The sequence below is a fragment of the Kordiimonas pumila genome (assembly GCF_015240255.1).
GTDB lineage: Bacteria > Pseudomonadota > Alphaproteobacteria > Sphingomonadales > Kordiimonadaceae > Kordiimonas > Kordiimonas pumila.
The window spans coordinates 1,762,805-1,777,059 of the sequence record NZ_CP061205.1 but is presented as its reverse complement, the minus strand read 5'-3'; the positions used below and the strand labels follow the sequence as shown (position 1 = coordinate 1,777,059).

At 48.2% G+C, this 14,255-nt stretch carries 13 protein-coding genes; 1 reads left to right on the top strand and 12 read right to left on the bottom strand.

Translation table 11 applies throughout. The features are described from left to right. Positions 1-37 precede the first annotated feature (37 nt). From ICL80_RS07545 to ICL80_RS07495, 11 genes are all read right to left on the bottom strand, one after another. Positions 38-1,183 (bottom strand): alkaline phosphatase family protein, encoded by a 1,146-nt coding sequence (locus tag ICL80_RS07545; RefSeq protein WP_228073852.1) that lies wholly within the window; start codon positions 1,181-1,183, stop codon positions 38-40. 105 nt (positions 1,184-1,288) lie between these two features. Continuing rightward, complete coding sequence (locus ICL80_RS07540) at positions 1,289-2,422, bottom strand: ABC transporter permease (RefSeq protein WP_194215479.1); 1,134 nt, start codon at positions 2,420-2,422, stop codon at positions 1,289-1,291. After that, positions 2,419-3,345 (bottom strand): ABC transporter ATP-binding protein, encoded by a 927-nt coding sequence (locus ICL80_RS07535; protein ID WP_194215478.1) that lies wholly within the window; start codon positions 3,343-3,345, stop codon positions 2,419-2,421. Before ICL80_RS07535 ends, ICL80_RS07540 begins: the two co-directional genes overlap by 4 nt. A 9-nt stretch (positions 3,346-3,354) precedes the next feature. Beyond that, the gene (locus ICL80_RS07530; protein ID WP_194215477.1) at positions 3,355-4,296 is read right to left on the bottom strand and encodes an HlyD family secretion protein; all 942 of its coding nucleotides are present in this window, start codon (positions 4,294-4,296) and stop codon (positions 3,355-3,357) included. Beyond that, entirely contained in the window at positions 4,293-4,916 is a 624-nt protein-coding gene (locus ICL80_RS07525) for a TetR/AcrR family transcriptional regulator (protein WP_194215476.1), read from the bottom strand. The genes ICL80_RS07530 and ICL80_RS07525 overlap by 4 nt, the downstream gene beginning before the upstream one ends. A 98-nt stretch (positions 4,917-5,014) precedes the next feature. Further along, positions 5,015-6,250: a methyl-accepting chemotaxis protein gene (locus ICL80_RS07520; RefSeq protein ID WP_194215475.1), complete on the bottom strand. Its 1,236-nt coding sequence runs from the start codon at positions 6,248-6,250 to the stop codon at positions 5,015-5,017. A 2-nt stretch (positions 6,251-6,252) separates the two neighbouring features. Next, positions 6,253-6,783 (bottom strand): PAS domain-containing protein, encoded by a 531-nt coding sequence (locus ICL80_RS07515; protein ID WP_194215474.1) that lies wholly within the window; start codon positions 6,781-6,783, stop codon positions 6,253-6,255. Positions 6,784-6,940: 157 nt separating this feature from the next. After that, positions 6,941-8,956, bottom strand: a complete 2,016-nt coding sequence (gene asnB / locus ICL80_RS07510; protein ID WP_194215473.1) for an asparagine synthase (glutamine-hydrolyzing) — start codon at positions 8,954-8,956, stop codon at positions 6,941-6,943. Positions 8,957-9,013: 57 nt separating this feature from the next. Beyond that, positions 9,014-10,111 (bottom strand): aspartate/ornithine carbamoyltransferase family protein, encoded by a 1,098-nt coding sequence (locus ICL80_RS07505; protein WP_194215472.1) that lies wholly within the window; start codon positions 10,109-10,111, stop codon positions 9,014-9,016. A 109-nt stretch (positions 10,112-10,220) separates the two neighbouring features. Further along, on the bottom strand, positions 10,221-11,663 hold the full coding sequence (locus tag ICL80_RS07500) for a sodium:solute symporter family protein (RefSeq protein ID WP_194215471.1): 1,443 nt from the start codon (positions 11,661-11,663) through the stop codon (positions 10,221-10,223). Positions 11,664-11,684: 21 nt separating this feature from the next. After that, the gene (locus ICL80_RS07495; RefSeq protein WP_194215470.1) at positions 11,685-12,083 is read right to left on the bottom strand and encodes a hypothetical protein; all 399 of its coding nucleotides are present in this window, start codon (positions 12,081-12,083) and stop codon (positions 11,685-11,687) included. Positions 12,084-12,269: 186 nt separating this feature from the next. On the opposite strand from ICL80_RS07495, the gene ICL80_RS07490 reads away from it, so the two are divergent. Then, entirely contained in the window at positions 12,270-13,502 is a 1,233-nt protein-coding gene (locus ICL80_RS07490) for a Zn-dependent hydrolase (protein WP_194215469.1), read from the top strand. Here ICL80_RS07490 and ICL80_RS07485 read toward each other — a convergent pair. Then, a complete protein-coding gene (locus ICL80_RS07485; protein ID WP_194215795.1) occupies positions 13,499-14,236 on the bottom strand; it encodes a proteasome-type protease in 738 nt (245 codons plus the stop codon). The genes ICL80_RS07490 and ICL80_RS07485 overlap by 4 nt on opposite strands. Positions 14,237-14,255: the final 19 nt, after the last annotated feature.

Below are 14,255 nucleotides of genomic sequence, written 5' to 3'. Positions count from 1 at the left end.
CACCCGCCTTTATCATGCAAAAAACCGCTGCCTAACTTTATTTATTCATCATGCTTTCAATCGGCTTGCCTGCTTTCATGACAGGATTGTCGCTTTCATAGCTATAGCCCAGAAACTTCGCAGCTGTGGCCGCCACTTCATTTAAGGCAACAGGCGGGCCACCTGTCACTTCACCCATCGCTGGTGTATCAGGGCCAATAACCGCCATCCATATCTGGTCGTCGCCCGCAAAGTCACTCACTGCTTTGGTGCCATCTTCTTTCACATAAGGGAACCGGCCGTGATGTTTCCATGTTTCAAAACTATCAGACCCGCGGCCATGATCTGTTGTAACCAAAAGCGTTGTATGATCCTTATAACGTGGGTCTTTTTGTAACCATGCCCACAGGTCTGCCAACATTGCATCACTTCTATGTAGCGCATTCACATACTGATCATAGTGGCCATCGTGGGCAAAATCATCTGTTTCACCGAGGGAAATATAAATGAAGCGCATTTTTTTACTAACAAGCGCCGCCCTTGCATAGCCCATTGTAAATGCGTCAAAACGCACTGTATCCCATGGGCTTGGCACTGCCGCCAGCATCTCGTTCAGGAAGGCAACTTTTTTATTACCCGGTAACTTGTAAGGTTCAAACCCTGCATTTACCGGCACATGGCTGCGTTCTGAATTAATAATGTAGGGGAACACATCCCACGATGCAAAAGCCTCAATCTTACCTGTGTTTTCAGGCTTCTCGTTCAGCCATTCCAGCACCGTTTTATTCGGGTTTAAAACCTTATCATTACTGTTAATCCGGTCGTCAGTTATGCCCGTTAAAATCTCGCTGTAGCCGGGATAGGAAAAATGGTATGGGTTTGTGAGCGTCCCAACACTTCCCTTGTTTCGGTTACCGTAGAGCTGGCCTTCTTTTGCCACTACATCCCATAAAAACGGCATCAGTGCAGTGCGGCGCGCATTTGGTGTTTCTGCACCATATTGTTCTTTAAAGTCAGCATGATGTTTTTTGTAGGCAATATAAGCATCCTGATCAAAAAATGCTTGATCAACCCCCGTAAACACTTCCTGCCACCGCACACCGTCAATGGTTACCAATATAACGGTTTCAGTTTGCGTTTCAGAGGCTGCAAGAGTGTGCATAAAGCCCGTAAAACCCAAAAATAGAACAAACACTATACGCATCAAATATACCTCAAAATAAAAGCCAACAACAAACCCGTTTGCTGCTGGCCTTTATTTGACATTTTTGCGTTACACTTTTGGGACGCTTATTCTTTTAAAAGCTATTTAATCTAGGGTGCGCCGATACCGAAATATTGCAAGACAGGTAACAACTGACAAAATAATGCATAGAGACCCAAGTTCAGGCAACACCTCGCGCAGTTCAGCCCCTTTCAACATAACCGACCGCACAACCCTGATAAAATGGGTTGTGGGCAAGCCTTCCCCGATTGTTCTTGCCCATTTGGGCATACCATCAAAGGGAAACATAAATCCTGAAAGCAGAATAGACGGCAGAAAAAAGAAGAATGTCATCTGCATGGCCTGCATTTGTGTGCGCGCCACTGTGGAACAGAAAAAACCAATCGCCAAGTTAACCAGAATAAAGCAGGCTACTGCAGCGCCAAACGCTATAAAGCTACCAACAAATGGGACACCAAAGAATGACCGGGCCAACACCAGCATTAAGGCTGTCTGCATTAAACCCACAACAACAAAAGGGGTGATTTTACCAACCATCACCTCGGCAGGCCTAGCCGGTGTAGACAACAGTGCCTCTAAGGTGCCGCGCTCGGTTTCACGCGTAAGAGCAATAGATGTCATAAGGGTCATGGTCATGGTTAAAATAATACCCAGCAAGCCCGGCACGATATTTACCGACGTTCGCCCAGCAGGGTTATAGCGTTTGTGTATAACCGGCGTTACAGGCTGTGATGTCATACTTTCAAGCCCAGACCCTTCAAGAACAGGTTTCAAAGCAGTATCTAAAATCTGAGAAAAAGCCCCTGCTGCCGCAGATGTGGCAACCGGGTCCGTTGCATCAGCATCCAGCAAAATTTGCGGCTGGCTGCCCCGCAGTAAATCCCGTTCAAAATTCTCAGGGACAGAAACAACAAAAAGCGCTTCGCCTTTTTTAAACGCGGTCTCCACCTCTGGCTTTCCGGCAACAATCCCCTTAACAGTAAAATACCTTGATGCTTCCAGCCCGTGAATAATAGACCGTACCGCAGGTCCATTATCATGCAATTCCACCAATGTCGGCAAATGGCGCGGGTCGGTATTAATGGCAAAGCCAAACATAATAAGCTGCATCAACGGAATGCCCAGCATCATTGAAAGCGTAATCCGGTCGCGCCGCATCTGGATAATTTCTTTGCTAAAAATGGCAAAGGCGCGCGAGAAGCTGAACGATCCTATCATTGAAAATTATCCTCTGACCCTGTCATAAGATAGATAAAGGTCTCTTCAAGCCCGGTTTTTGAAAGGCTCCAGTCATAAGCACTGTCGTCGCGGTACGGCGCAATCGCTGCCTCCAGCTTGCCTGCATCAATACCACTTACATGCAAGGCAGAGCCAAAGCGGGCAATCTGGTTAATGCCGTTCTCACCTTGAAGGGCGCTGTATAGCGGGCTTAGCTTTTTACCTTCTACACGCCACGTGGTGAGGCCAACACGCGACGCCAGTTCACCTGACGGGGCATCGATCAGTTTTTTACCATAAGCAATAAAAGCGATATTATCGCACTGGACAGCTTCATCCATATAGTGCGTGGAAACAAGTACAGTCACACCGCTATTGGCAAGCTTGCGGATACGGTCCCAAAAGTCACGTCGGGCTTTAGGGTCTACCCCGGCTGTTGGCTCGTCAAGCAGCAACAATGCCGGTGAATGAAGCGAACATGCAGCCAGTGCAAGCCGCTGCTTCCAGCCACCAGAGAGCTGGTCCGCCAACTGGTTCGCACGCGGCGCTAACTGGTACTCTTCAAGCGCATCATCAACAACCTGCCTGTAATTTTTAAGGGACCGCAGCCTAGCCATAAAAATCAGGTTTTCTTTGATCGTCAGGTCACCGTAAAGCGAGAACTTCTGGGTCATGTAGCCCACCTGTTCCCTGATCTTGTCGCTTTCTGTCAGCACATCAAAACCCAAGCAGGTTCCTTCAGCCGAATCGGCACTTAGAAGGCCACAAATCATGCGAATTGTTGTCGTTTTCCCAGAGCCATTTGGCCCCAAAAAGCCATATATCGCGCCCTTTGGCACCTTGATCTCAAAATCATCAACAACGGTTTTATCGCCAAACCGTTTTGTTAAGTGCTGAACATCTATAACGGTGTTTTCCATCATGAAATTCCGCTATGAGCGTCGGCGAAAGGTCATGGGTGTACCTGTCGGCGGGGCCCCTTTTGATAGCCGTGCCTCTATTCGGTATACAAGTTTTGCTCGTTCTTTATCTGAAAAAATTGTCGGCGCTGTAAACTCAGCCCTATTGGCAATATAGCTGACTGTCGCGGTAAGCCCTGCCGGGCAACTATCACAAGAAGCATCTAAAACAAGCCCTTGCCTGAAAGAGGCCAAGTGTGGTTCTTCTGTAAACAACACCGCCACCATATCGCCGTCTGGCAGGAAACGGACCACAGGCTGCGAAGGCCCCGCCATTTCGCCAGCACGGCGTACCAGACGCTCGATCACACCGCCAGCAGGGGCCTTAATAGCCCGCCGCTCAAGCGCAATCTCTGCCGCTGTAATTGATGCATTTGTTGCTTCCGCCTCGCCTGTTGCGGCTTTAATCGCATACTCGCGGGCAGGTAGCTCCACAACAGCCAAACGCTCGCGCATTTCAGCAACGCGGGCATTTGCAGCTAACATGGTTGCTTCAGCACTATCAAGCCTTGCTCGGGGCAACACATTCTGCTCGACCAATGGTTTAACCCTGTCAAAGTCATCTTTTGCTGCTTTTGCTGAGGCCTTTGCCTGTGTTAGCAAATCTTTTGCAGCCTGAATTTCAGGCGCGCGCCCCCCAAGCGATGCGTCCTGCACGCGGGCTTCACTTGCGCGGGCTTTAGCTTTCATTTCTGCAAGGCTTGCAAGTTCAATGGTATTATCAAGCATGGCTAGAATCTGGCCCTTTTCCACGACCTGCCCTTCCTGAACATTGATTTCAGTTATACGACCAGCAGCTTCTGGGGCGATAAGGCGAAAGCGCCCTTCAGCATAGCCATAAAAAACGCCGTCTTCCGTTTTATCGCACCCCAAAAGCATAAAGGGCACAACAAGCAATACGTACCAAGACCTCATGAAATATCCTTCTTAATTCTGAAACCACACAAAATGTTTTCAGCAATGCTATCTGCCAAGGTTTCTAGATCCTGTATTTTTTGGCCAAATGTATGGGTCAGCAGTATATGCGTTAAAACTGGTCCAAAGATCACGCGTTTAGCAACATCGGGCTGCACCGCACGGAAAACACCTTTTTGCTCGCCCACCTGCAAAAGCGACACGATAGCCGCCTGACCAACCGAAATTACCTTTTTATGGTACATTGCCGCCATGTCAGGAAATCGTGCCGCTTCCGCCAACACCAAACGCGGTGCCGCAGATATGGCAGGGTCGGCAGCCATCATAATACCCGTCTTTATCACCGTTCTCAGGGCCTCTTCAGGGTCTTTTTCTGCCATCACGCCAACTCGCTCAGCCATCACGCCAACGAAATTTTTTGAAAAACGCGTTATCAGCTCTTCGAACAGCTGTTCTTTTGATTTGAAATACAGATAAACCGAACCTTTGGTGAGGCCAGCTTTTTCTGCAATCTCATCCATACGAGATGCAGCAAAACCCTTTGCTGTAAAAACAGCAAGGGCTGCATCTAATATTTCCTCGGGTCGCGCACTCGGGCGTCTTTGGTTTTTTTTCGTCATGCCGCATAACTAACTAACCAGTCAGTTAGTTACAAGCAAAAAACGCTCACAGCGCTAAAAAAGCAGCTACTGTGGCAAAATAACCTGATTTTGATTTACTAAAGTCGCATATCCGACAAAAACTTTTCAGCCTGTGACTGCAAGATACCCACCTGCTGCTCTAGACTCGATGCTGCGTTATCCAGCTCTTCCGCCCGCACCATTGTTTCGCTAGCGGTTGCGCCAACCTTGGCAATATTATTTGAAACCTCACTCGTTCCCTCAGAAGCCTGCTGAATATTCTGGCTAATCTCCAGTGTCGCGGCAGACTGCTCTCTAGTAGCATTGGCAATACTTGATGCAATTTCATTCAGGCTATTAATAATAGTGGATATACCAGAAACCGCATCAACTGTTGTATCTGTATTATTTTGAATAGACTGCACCTGCGAGGCAATTTCGCCTGTTGCTTTAGCAGTTTGCTGTGCCAGTGATTTCACCTCGCTCGCGACAACAGCAAAGCCTTTGCCTGCTTCCCCAGCACGCGCGGCCTCGATCGTGGCATTCAAGGCAAGCAAGTTTGTTTGCTCGGCAATCTCATTAATCAAGCTTACTACGCGCCCAATTGTATCAGACGCCTCCTGCAAAGCTTCTATGGTTGTTGAAGCGCCTTTAGCCTCAGTTGCTGCGAACGATGTTTTCTCAGACGACACCCTCACCTGACGGGCAATTTCTTCAACCGAGGCAGAAAGTTCTTCCGAGGCAGCAGCCACTGTTTGTACATTCTGTGTTGCAAGTTCGGCAATTGCCGCAACTTCATGCGCAATAGCCTGACTATCAGAGGCATATTGTTTTAGCTGTGATGCGGTATCCCTAGTCTGTGTGGCTGCGACCATCAGTTCCGTAACAATATGCATAATAGTTGCTTCAAAACCGCTCGCAATCCGTTCTCTGTCTTCTGTCTGCTGCTTTTCCATGCCTTGCATTCTGTCAACTGTTTCATTGATCAGCTTTGCACCTTGCCTGTAAGCACCAACCATGCCTGTTGTCAAAAACCGTCGATAATATTTGCCCGCAGAGGCTGCATTCAAAGAAGCTGTTGCTTCCCGAATGAAAGCATCATTCAAATCGAGAATGTGGTTGATACCACAGAAAACTTCAGACAGATCTCCATATGTGTCCCAGTCTGTAATACGGGCTTCAAGGTCGCCTGCTTTAATACGCGGTGTTATTTCTTCCAGTGCGGTAAAGGCTTTTTTATATTGCTCAGTATACTGCTTTTGTGCCTCCAATTCAGCTTCGAGCTTGGCAATACGGTCTTGAAGGGCCTTTTTTCCTGTTAGCTTTTCAAACATGATTACACCCCGTACGACCAGATAAATTCATCATAGCTCATGCCTGTTGCAGCAATCTTTGCCTGAAACAGCTCATAGCCCGCCTGCATCCCGTCTTTACGGCTTGTGAAGTCTGCTTCACGGGTAAGGATTTCCCTGTATAGAGCAGCAATCTGTTTTACAGTTTCCTTATTCGCGAACCTTCTATTGGAATGATACCCTATAATCTCCGAGTCATTAACAAAGCTTGGGGTAACGTGTGCAAACACCCAGTAATAGCGCCCTGTCGCTGACATATTTTTCACATAAGCAAAAATCTCGTGCCCGGCTTCAAGGCGCTCCCATAAAAAACGGAATATTGTACGGGGCATATCAGGGTGACGGATAATACTATGAGGTTTTCCAATCAACGCAGATGTGGGCATTTCAGCCAAACGACAAAAAACATCATTCGCGTATGTAATGCGCCCTTTAAGGTCTGTCTTCGAGACAATGACCTCATCTTCGACAAAATGCAGTTCTTCATTAACTGGACGAACGCTAGTTTCCAGCATTAGACACCCCTTAAACAGCTTAATCAGTTGCTTCAATCGCAACAGGCAAAGTATTCTTACAAGCCTTTACTAATCGTTAAGTCTCACAAAATTACAGCAGTGTTTGGCATAAAAGCCCGCTTTGGGGGGCTTTTAAAAGGTGTATAATTGTCGCAGGCTAGTGAACAACCCATCCCAGAGCCTGTGCACGAACCGCAGCAAGAGCAGGAATATCCTCAGCAATAAAATGCTTATGCAGCATCTGCACACCCAGCATATGGTTGATCATGGCATCAAGCTGCACCTTGCGCGCCCGCGGCGTTGCATCGCTTTGCGCTTCTGCTAGCACATCAGCCACCCCTTGCTTATCAAGCAAGCCACCATCCGCAACCATGCTGTCTGACAAATACTCCCGCGAAAGCTCCATCATAGCAGTCCATTTGTCTGAATTTGTGGTAGCAGGCGGTGCCATAAAGGCAAACTTTTCACGTTCGTAAAGTGTTTTTGGAAGCAGGCCTTTCATAGCCTCTTTCAAGACATATTTTTCTTTCCGGTCCTTAATCCTGTGAAGGGGTGGAATTTTCACCGCAGCCTCTGCCAAATGGTGATCAAGGAACGCTGGGCGAGCCTCCATTGAATTTGCCATATCAACCCTGTCACCGCCCCATGTTAAAATCTGCCCTTCCAGCATGGTTTTAGACCAAACATACTGTGCACGGTCTAGCGGGTGCCTGCCGTCCATCATCGCACGATCAAGCTTTTCTGCAATGGCAAGGCCCGGTTTATAGCCCGCAAGCGCTGAACGCCTGTCGCCGCTTAAAAGGGTGCGAGCCGTATCTTCGCAGCTAAGCCAAGGCTGCAAGCAGCTTGGCGTAAATCCTATCCGGTCGGTCAGGTACAGGTCATTATGCTCATTTTCAGCAAGCATTGCCCCTTTAAACAGCTTGTTGCTTTCACCCAGCATTGATTCCCAGCGTGCACGCTCCGCTGGGTCCAGATCATCAAGCCCGTGCAGGAAAAGATCTCGGCGGAAAGACGGATAGCCAGCAAACAATTCGTCTGAACCTTCGCCTGTTACCACAACCTTATAGCCCGCTCCCCGCACATGGCGGCTCATTAAAAACTTGGCGACGGCAAGCGTATTATAAACCGTGCGCTCTGTATGCCAGATTGTCTCTGCAAAATGGCCATAAAGCTGGTTCGCATCAAGCCGTAGAATATCCTGATCAGCCCCGGTTGCTTGCGCCATTTCCTGTGCAATAGGTGTTTCATCGTATGCGGCATCTGTAAAACCAATGGTAAAAGCTTTCACCGGGTTTTGGCGCATAGCAGCAGAAAGCCCAAGAATGGAGCAGCTATCCACCCCGCCTGAGAGATAACACCCAACCGGCACATCCGCCTCCAAACGCAGGCGTACAGCTTCGGTTAAGCCTTCGCGAACAGTTTCAATGCTTTCTTCTTCGCTTTTTTCGCCCTTATGAAAAGCGGCATCAGGAAATTCAAAATCCCAATAGGGTTTATCTTCAATAACGTAACCAGAGCTTTGCCTGCGGAAGGTTACAACATGCCCTGGCTTCACCTGATGAATGCCTTTATAGGCCGTGGTGCCCGGCACCATAACCTGCATTAACTGGTGGAGTAAGCCTTCACTGTCAAACTCGCGCGGTACACCGGGGTGCGCCATCACAACTTTAATTTCAGACCCAAACACAACCCCGTCATCGGTGGTGTAATAATACAGCGGCTTCACGCCAAACCTGTCGCGCACCAGATGCAAGGCATCTTCTTTTGCATCATACAATGCAAAAGCGAACTCGCCGCGCAGCCGGCGCAGCGTTTCTGCCATACCAAAACGCGGAAATAGATGCAGGATAATTTCACTGTCACTTTTGGTTTGAAACCGGGCACCCCTGCTTGTGAGGTCTGTTCTTATACGCTGATAATCATAAAACTCGCCGTTATGAGCAAGCAACATTTGGCCATCAGCGCTTTTAAAAGGTTGGCGCGCACGATTTTCATCCAAATCAATAATTGAAAGCCGGGCATGCGAAAATCCCACACCTTTGCCGTCCAGAACTTCCACACCAAAACCATCTGGGCCCCTGTGATACTGTATTGCTGCCATATTAGCGAGAAGCTGTTGATCAACGGGGCGTTGTTTGTCTCTGTAAAAAATTCCGGCAATGCCGCACATAATATTTTCTGCTTTCTTAAAGTCTGGGGGAATGGATAGGAGTGAAAGGCAAACGACCTAAAGCACATCCATGACCATATCAGTTCGCTGCACAATACAAGTAAGTAGGGCCATGCGCATAAAGACTGCACCGCGTGCCTGCGCAAAATACCAGTTGTGCAATGTATTATCGAGCGAGGTGCATAGTTCTTCCCCGCGTGCAAGTGGGTGCAAAATAATTGCAGTTGGCTTTAAAGGCGACTGGGCATCAAGCTTCAAACTGCCGCCCATAACCTCAAAATCATCTTTCACCCAAGCGATCGCATTAATGTAAACCACATCAAGCTCTGGCAATGTTTTATTAAGGTTGGTACTTTCGCTGATAACAAGGCCACCAGCTTCAAGCTTTTCACGCTGGCCCGCACCAAAAAGGTCTGTATCTGTACCATCATGAATGACGACAACCTCGTCAATCGCGCTTGAAAACTGCGTTAACAACATCAAGAGGCTTCTAACCGTACGCATGCGCTTAGGAACACCAATAATGCCTATTTTTATACGCTCAGCCGGTTCATCTGCAATCAGATCAGGACGCCATTTCAAAATGGTATAAAGGTCTGCCAGTGCCTGTGTCGGGTGCTCGTCTGTACCATTACCCGCATTTATAATAGGGATACGCAATGTGTCCATCATAGCTACAACAGAATCTTCACTATTATCGCGCAGCACAACACAGTCACCGTAGTTATTGAACATTTCAGCAACGTCAGAAAGGCTTTCCCCCTTGGCAATACCTGTGGTGGACCGGTCTGTGATCGACATAATATCGCCGCCAAGCCGGTGCCATGCGCTTTCAAAACTTAAACGCGTGCGTGTTGAAGGCTCGTAAAAAGCACTAATCAACAGTTTGCCAGAAAGCGGCTTCATGGGAGTAGAAAACCGTTCCGGGTTGGCTTCATATTTTGCGGCAAGCCTGAAAAGCTGCAACAGCAGGTCGCGGTTAAACTGCGCCGCAGAAACGATATGGCTATTTGCAAGCGACAAAAGGTGCTCGTGCTCTTCATGGATAGCACGCAGCATGTCTTTTGGGTGCGCGGCCCCATATACATCAGGTCGTGACGGTTCAAACGATCCAGCGCCGTCAACAATGGCCTTTTCAGCCCCCTGAACTACCATAGGGTTTTCTCCTTAACATCGCGCAGAACAAAATACACCAAAACAACAGGCGCAAGACAGGTAAGACCCAAAGCAGGCACCACGAACAAGGCAAGCCCAGTGGCAGAAATCATGTTGTTTCTCCATTTTTAGTACGGGAAGCACCCTGAAGCGTTGCCCATTCAAACGATGGTTTTGTCCAGAAAGCAGTTACCATAACAAGCATTGACACCGCGGCAGAAACAAGTGCCGCCACATAAAAACCAATAGTGAAATAGGCATAAAGCCCCAAAGCTGTGCCTAAAAGCATGGCGGCAGTTGCCTGCAGGCCGTTACCACGCCTGAACAGCAAGCCAATAGCAATAGGCCAGATGGTGCTGGCAACAAAAGCGCCGGTAAAATGCAAAAGCGAGCCCAAGGTTGCCAGCTTCGGCAAACTTAATGCCCATGTTAATGCGCCAAGCCCAAGAATAATCCAGACAGCGGCACGCCGCAGTTCTGCATTCGTTGCATCTGGGCGCATATGCCCCTTATAAATGTCTTTAACAATCAGGTCGCTGGTGGCCGCAAGCACACTATCGAGGCTGGAGGCAAGCGCTGAAAACACTACAACGAACACCACAATAGCCCCGAAAAGGCCAAACAGCTTTCCAGCAACCAGCGGCGCAACCATATCAGGCGACGGCACATTAATGCCAAGTGCGGGTGCCGCCAGAGCAATAAAACCCGCAACAATAGGGATAGGAAGCCAAAACACACCCGCCAGAATATAAGCCCGAAAGCCCACACCCGGTGCAAAAGCAAAAGCCCTAGACCACCAAACGTTAGAATGGAAAATTTCACCCACACCAAAAAACAGGTTATTGAACAAAAACATAATTGAGGCAGGCAGCAGCAGGTTTAGAAGCTCAGGGCGCTCTTCCTGCAGGCGGTCATGAATAGTATCAAAACCCACTTCATTCATCACCATGATTGCAAGTACAATAACCCCAATAAGAATAAGAAGGGTCTGCACAAAATCGGTACTTATCACCGCCCGCAAGCCACCAAACACTGTATAAAGGGTACAAATGGCAACAATCACTGTCATGCCGTACGCATAGGGAATGCCGGATAGAGCGTTAATCAGCAAACCACCTGCCATGCCAAGGCTAACAAGCCAGCCAAGACTGTAGAAAAATGAAATACCCAGAAAAACACGCCATGCAACATTGCCGTAGCGCAGCCTGATAAAGTCGCCACTGGTATAGCCTTGCGGCATCATCTCGCGGATACGTTTTGCGAGCGGCGCAAACAAAAGCAGCCCAACAGCACCAAGCGAATAGCCAACCATGCCCCATATACCAAGCTGGTATGCAAGCTGCGGCGCGGTCATGGTGGTATTGCTTGTCACCCATGTCGCCATGGCTGTTGCTATTGCAAAACCCATTCCTACTTTGCGCCCGGCGAGCATGTAGTCTTCTAGGCTGTCATTCTTTTTACCAAGCCACCAGCCAAGCCAAATCCACAAAATGGAAAAACCGGCAATGATAGCCCAAGCATAAGACGCTGGGAGAACAGCATTAGCATTCATGGTTCGGTCCCTTCTATGCCTTTATGCTTCTGTGTTTTTTCTGGTGCCAACCAGCAACATTCCAACAAGAAGCAGGAACATACCTGCCCCAACAGCAAAGAAAAGCCATGCCCGTGCCAGTGAATGATGTTGGATGGAAACCTCGATAGCATGCGTACCCTGATCCGCAGTTAGCCTGAAACCATAGGTTCCGTTCGGTAAGCCACTTAGGGTTGTTGCGCGGTCAGGGCCTTCATAAACTTCTTGCCACACCTGGCCTTTTTTCTCTTCGAGAACAAAGGACTTACCAGAAACATCTGGCCACGCAAGAGTTACGTAGCCAGCTGCAGAGCCATCATCAGATACATATAAGTCTGCCGAAAAAGCATATGACGCTGGCGCGCAAAAAAGCACCAATACTATAATAAACCTAATAATCATGTGAAAAAAATTGCCGTTACCAGCCGCCGTATAATACCTGTATTATGTTGCATCAACAGGGTCCTCCTGTCGTGTTTGGCAGTCAATCATAGGGAAATATTTTTTGAATTCAAACTATTTATTCTCAATATTTTTCTGTCATGATGCTATAAAGTCATCTCAGGTTAACAATTAAAGGTAGCGTACATGCCAAATGTTTCAGTTGAAAGAATTGAACGGGATTTGTTTGAACTCTCCAGATTCGGCTTCAACGAAACCAATAAAGGCGTGTACAGACAAAGCTTTACCGAAGCTGACATGGCCGCACGGCGCTGGCTAATGGAGCTATTTGAAAAAGAAGGCCTTACCCCCCGCATGGACGGCGCAGGCAATGTTATAGGCCGTTATGGCAGCATGGATAAACCCGTTGTTATGGCTGGTTCACACATTGATAGCGTGCCAGCAGGGGGCATTTTTGACGGTGCCCTCGGCGTTATCAGCGGGCTTGAGTGTGTTCGCACAATTAGAGATAATAATATTCAGCTTGATTATCCCATTGAAATTGTTGGCACCAGCGAAGAGGAAGGCCGCTTTGGCGGCATGCTAGGATCACAGGCCCTTACCGGCAATATTACCCTTGCATGGCTTGAGAATGCCAAGGATGAGAACGGTATTTTCCTAAAAGATGCCATGGCAGACCACGGGCTTGACTATCACGGTGTAATGCATGCCTACCACGACAGAAACAAGCTAAAAGCCTTCCTTGAACTCCATGTGGAACAAGGCCCAGTTCTGGAGGCCGAAAAAAAGACAATCGGCGTAGTGGATGGTATTTCTGGTGTGTTTAAATGGATTGTGCGCCTTATAGGCAAGGCAGACCATGCAGGCACTGCCCCTATGAATATGCGCAGCGATGCCTTCTTGGGGCTTGCCGATTTTGCACACCAAATACAGCGTATCATTGATGAAGAAGGCACTGAAAAATCTCGCATCACCATAGGCCACGTTGAGCTAAAACCCGGCTTTCCGCATACAGTTCCCGGCGAAGTTGATTTCACCATTGTAGGCCGCGACCTTGATGAAGATGTTATGAAAGGGCTTGCGAACGCATGCCGCCGGGTACTTTCCACCATTGCCCGAAAACACCGCCTAATGTTCGAATATGAAGAAATGAGCTGGCTGGAGCCAAAATATTGCAGCAGTAATATTGTAAACATGATTGAACAGAAAACCAAAAGCCGCGATTATAGTTACATTCGCATGCCCTCTGGCGCTGGTCATGATTGCCAGTTTTTCACAGAAATTACTGAAACGGGCCTAATTTTTGTCCCCAGTGTAGGCGGTGTAAGCCATGCACCAGACGAATGGACCCACTGGATAGATATTGAGCGCGGCTCGAATGTGCTGCTTGACTGTCTTATTGATCTGGCAACAGATTAGGCGTTTGGATCAAACGGCGGCAGGCTTAAAAAAGCAACCTTAAGCGCATCTGACCATCCATCAGATATAGCGCTAAAATAGGGATCATGCTGTTCTATTCGGCGTTCATAACCACGCTTTAAGCTACCCGCCTCATAAAACTGCATATCAAGAGGTAACCCAACAGAAAGGTTGGACCGCAGCGTTGAATCAAACGAAACCAGCAAAAGCTTGGCTGCTTCCTCAAAGCTCATATCAGCATCATACGCACGCACCAAAATAGGTTTGCCGTATTTATGCTCGCCTATCTGAAAGAAAGGCGTATCAACCGTCGCCTCAATAAAGTTACCTTCCGGGTAAATTTGAAAAAGCCGTGTTTCCCCGCCTTTAATTTGCCCACCCAGAATGAAGGAGGCCCCAAAAGTTGCCTCACCCTTTTGGCCACCGTCGGCACTAATACGAATAACTTCCTTCACTGTATCACCGATGAGCCGCGCAACCTGAAACAGGGACGGCGCATCATATATACTAGGCGTGCGATTATCTGCGGCTTTACTGCGCTCTTCAAGAAGGCCAATAACAGCCTGCGTTGTCGCCAAATTCCCAGCAGACAAAAGTGTGAGCATGCGATCGCCAGGGCGTTCCCAAGTGTACATTTTCTTGAACGAAGCGATATTGTCGATACTGGCATTGGTGCGGGTATCAGACATAAAAACAAGGCCACGATTGAGGCGAAGACCAACACAGTATGTCATGTAAAAACCTTTAGTCAAA

Excerpts from the sequence above, each read along its gene's own strand:
- ICL80_RS07500 (WP_194215471.1), bottom strand. The coding sequence starts at position 11,663 with ATGAATGCTAATGCTGTTCTCCCAGCGTCTTATGCTTGGGCTATCATT.
- ICL80_RS07540 (WP_194215479.1), bottom strand. The coding sequence starts at position 2,422 with ATGATAGGATCGTTCAGCTTCTCGCGCGCCTTTGCCATTTTTAGCAAA.
- ICL80_RS07505 (WP_194215472.1), bottom strand. The coding sequence starts at position 10,111 with ATGGTAGTTCAGGGGGCTGAAAAGGCCATTGTTGACGGCGCTGGATCG.
- ICL80_RS07490 (WP_194215469.1), top strand. The coding sequence starts at position 12,270 with ATGCCAAATGTTTCAGTTGAAAGAATTGAACGGGATTTGTTTGAACTC.
- ICL80_RS07525 (WP_194215476.1), bottom strand. The coding sequence starts at position 4,916 with ATGACGAAAAAAAACCAAAGACGCCCGAGTGCGCGACCCGAGGAAATA.
- ICL80_RS07515 (WP_194215474.1), bottom strand. The coding sequence starts at position 6,783 with ATGCTGGAAACTAGCGTTCGTCCAGTTAATGAAGAACTGCATTTTGTC.
- ICL80_RS07485 (WP_194215795.1), bottom strand. The coding sequence starts at position 14,236 with ATGACATACTGTGTTGGTCTTCGCCTCAATCGTGGCCTTGTTTTTATG.
- ICL80_RS07545 (WP_228073852.1), bottom strand. The coding sequence starts at position 1,183 with ATGCGTATAGTGTTTGTTCTATTTTTGGGTTTTACGGGCTTTATGCAC.
- ICL80_RS07530 (WP_194215477.1), bottom strand. The coding sequence starts at position 4,296 with ATGAGGTCTTGGTACGTATTGCTTGTTGTGCCCTTTATGCTTTTGGGG.
- ICL80_RS07520 (WP_194215475.1), bottom strand. The coding sequence starts at position 6,250 with ATGTTTGAAAAGCTAACAGGAAAAAAGGCCCTTCAAGACCGTATTGCC.
- asnB (WP_194215473.1), bottom strand. The coding sequence starts at position 8,956 with ATGTGCGGCATTGCCGGAATTTTTTACAGAGACAAACAACGCCCCGTT.
- ICL80_RS07535 (WP_194215478.1), bottom strand. The coding sequence starts at position 3,345 with ATGATGGAAAACACCGTTATAGATGTTCAGCACTTAACAAAACGGTTT.
- ICL80_RS07495 (WP_194215470.1), bottom strand. The coding sequence starts at position 12,083 with ATGATTATTAGGTTTATTATAGTATTGGTGCTTTTTTGCGCGCCAGCG.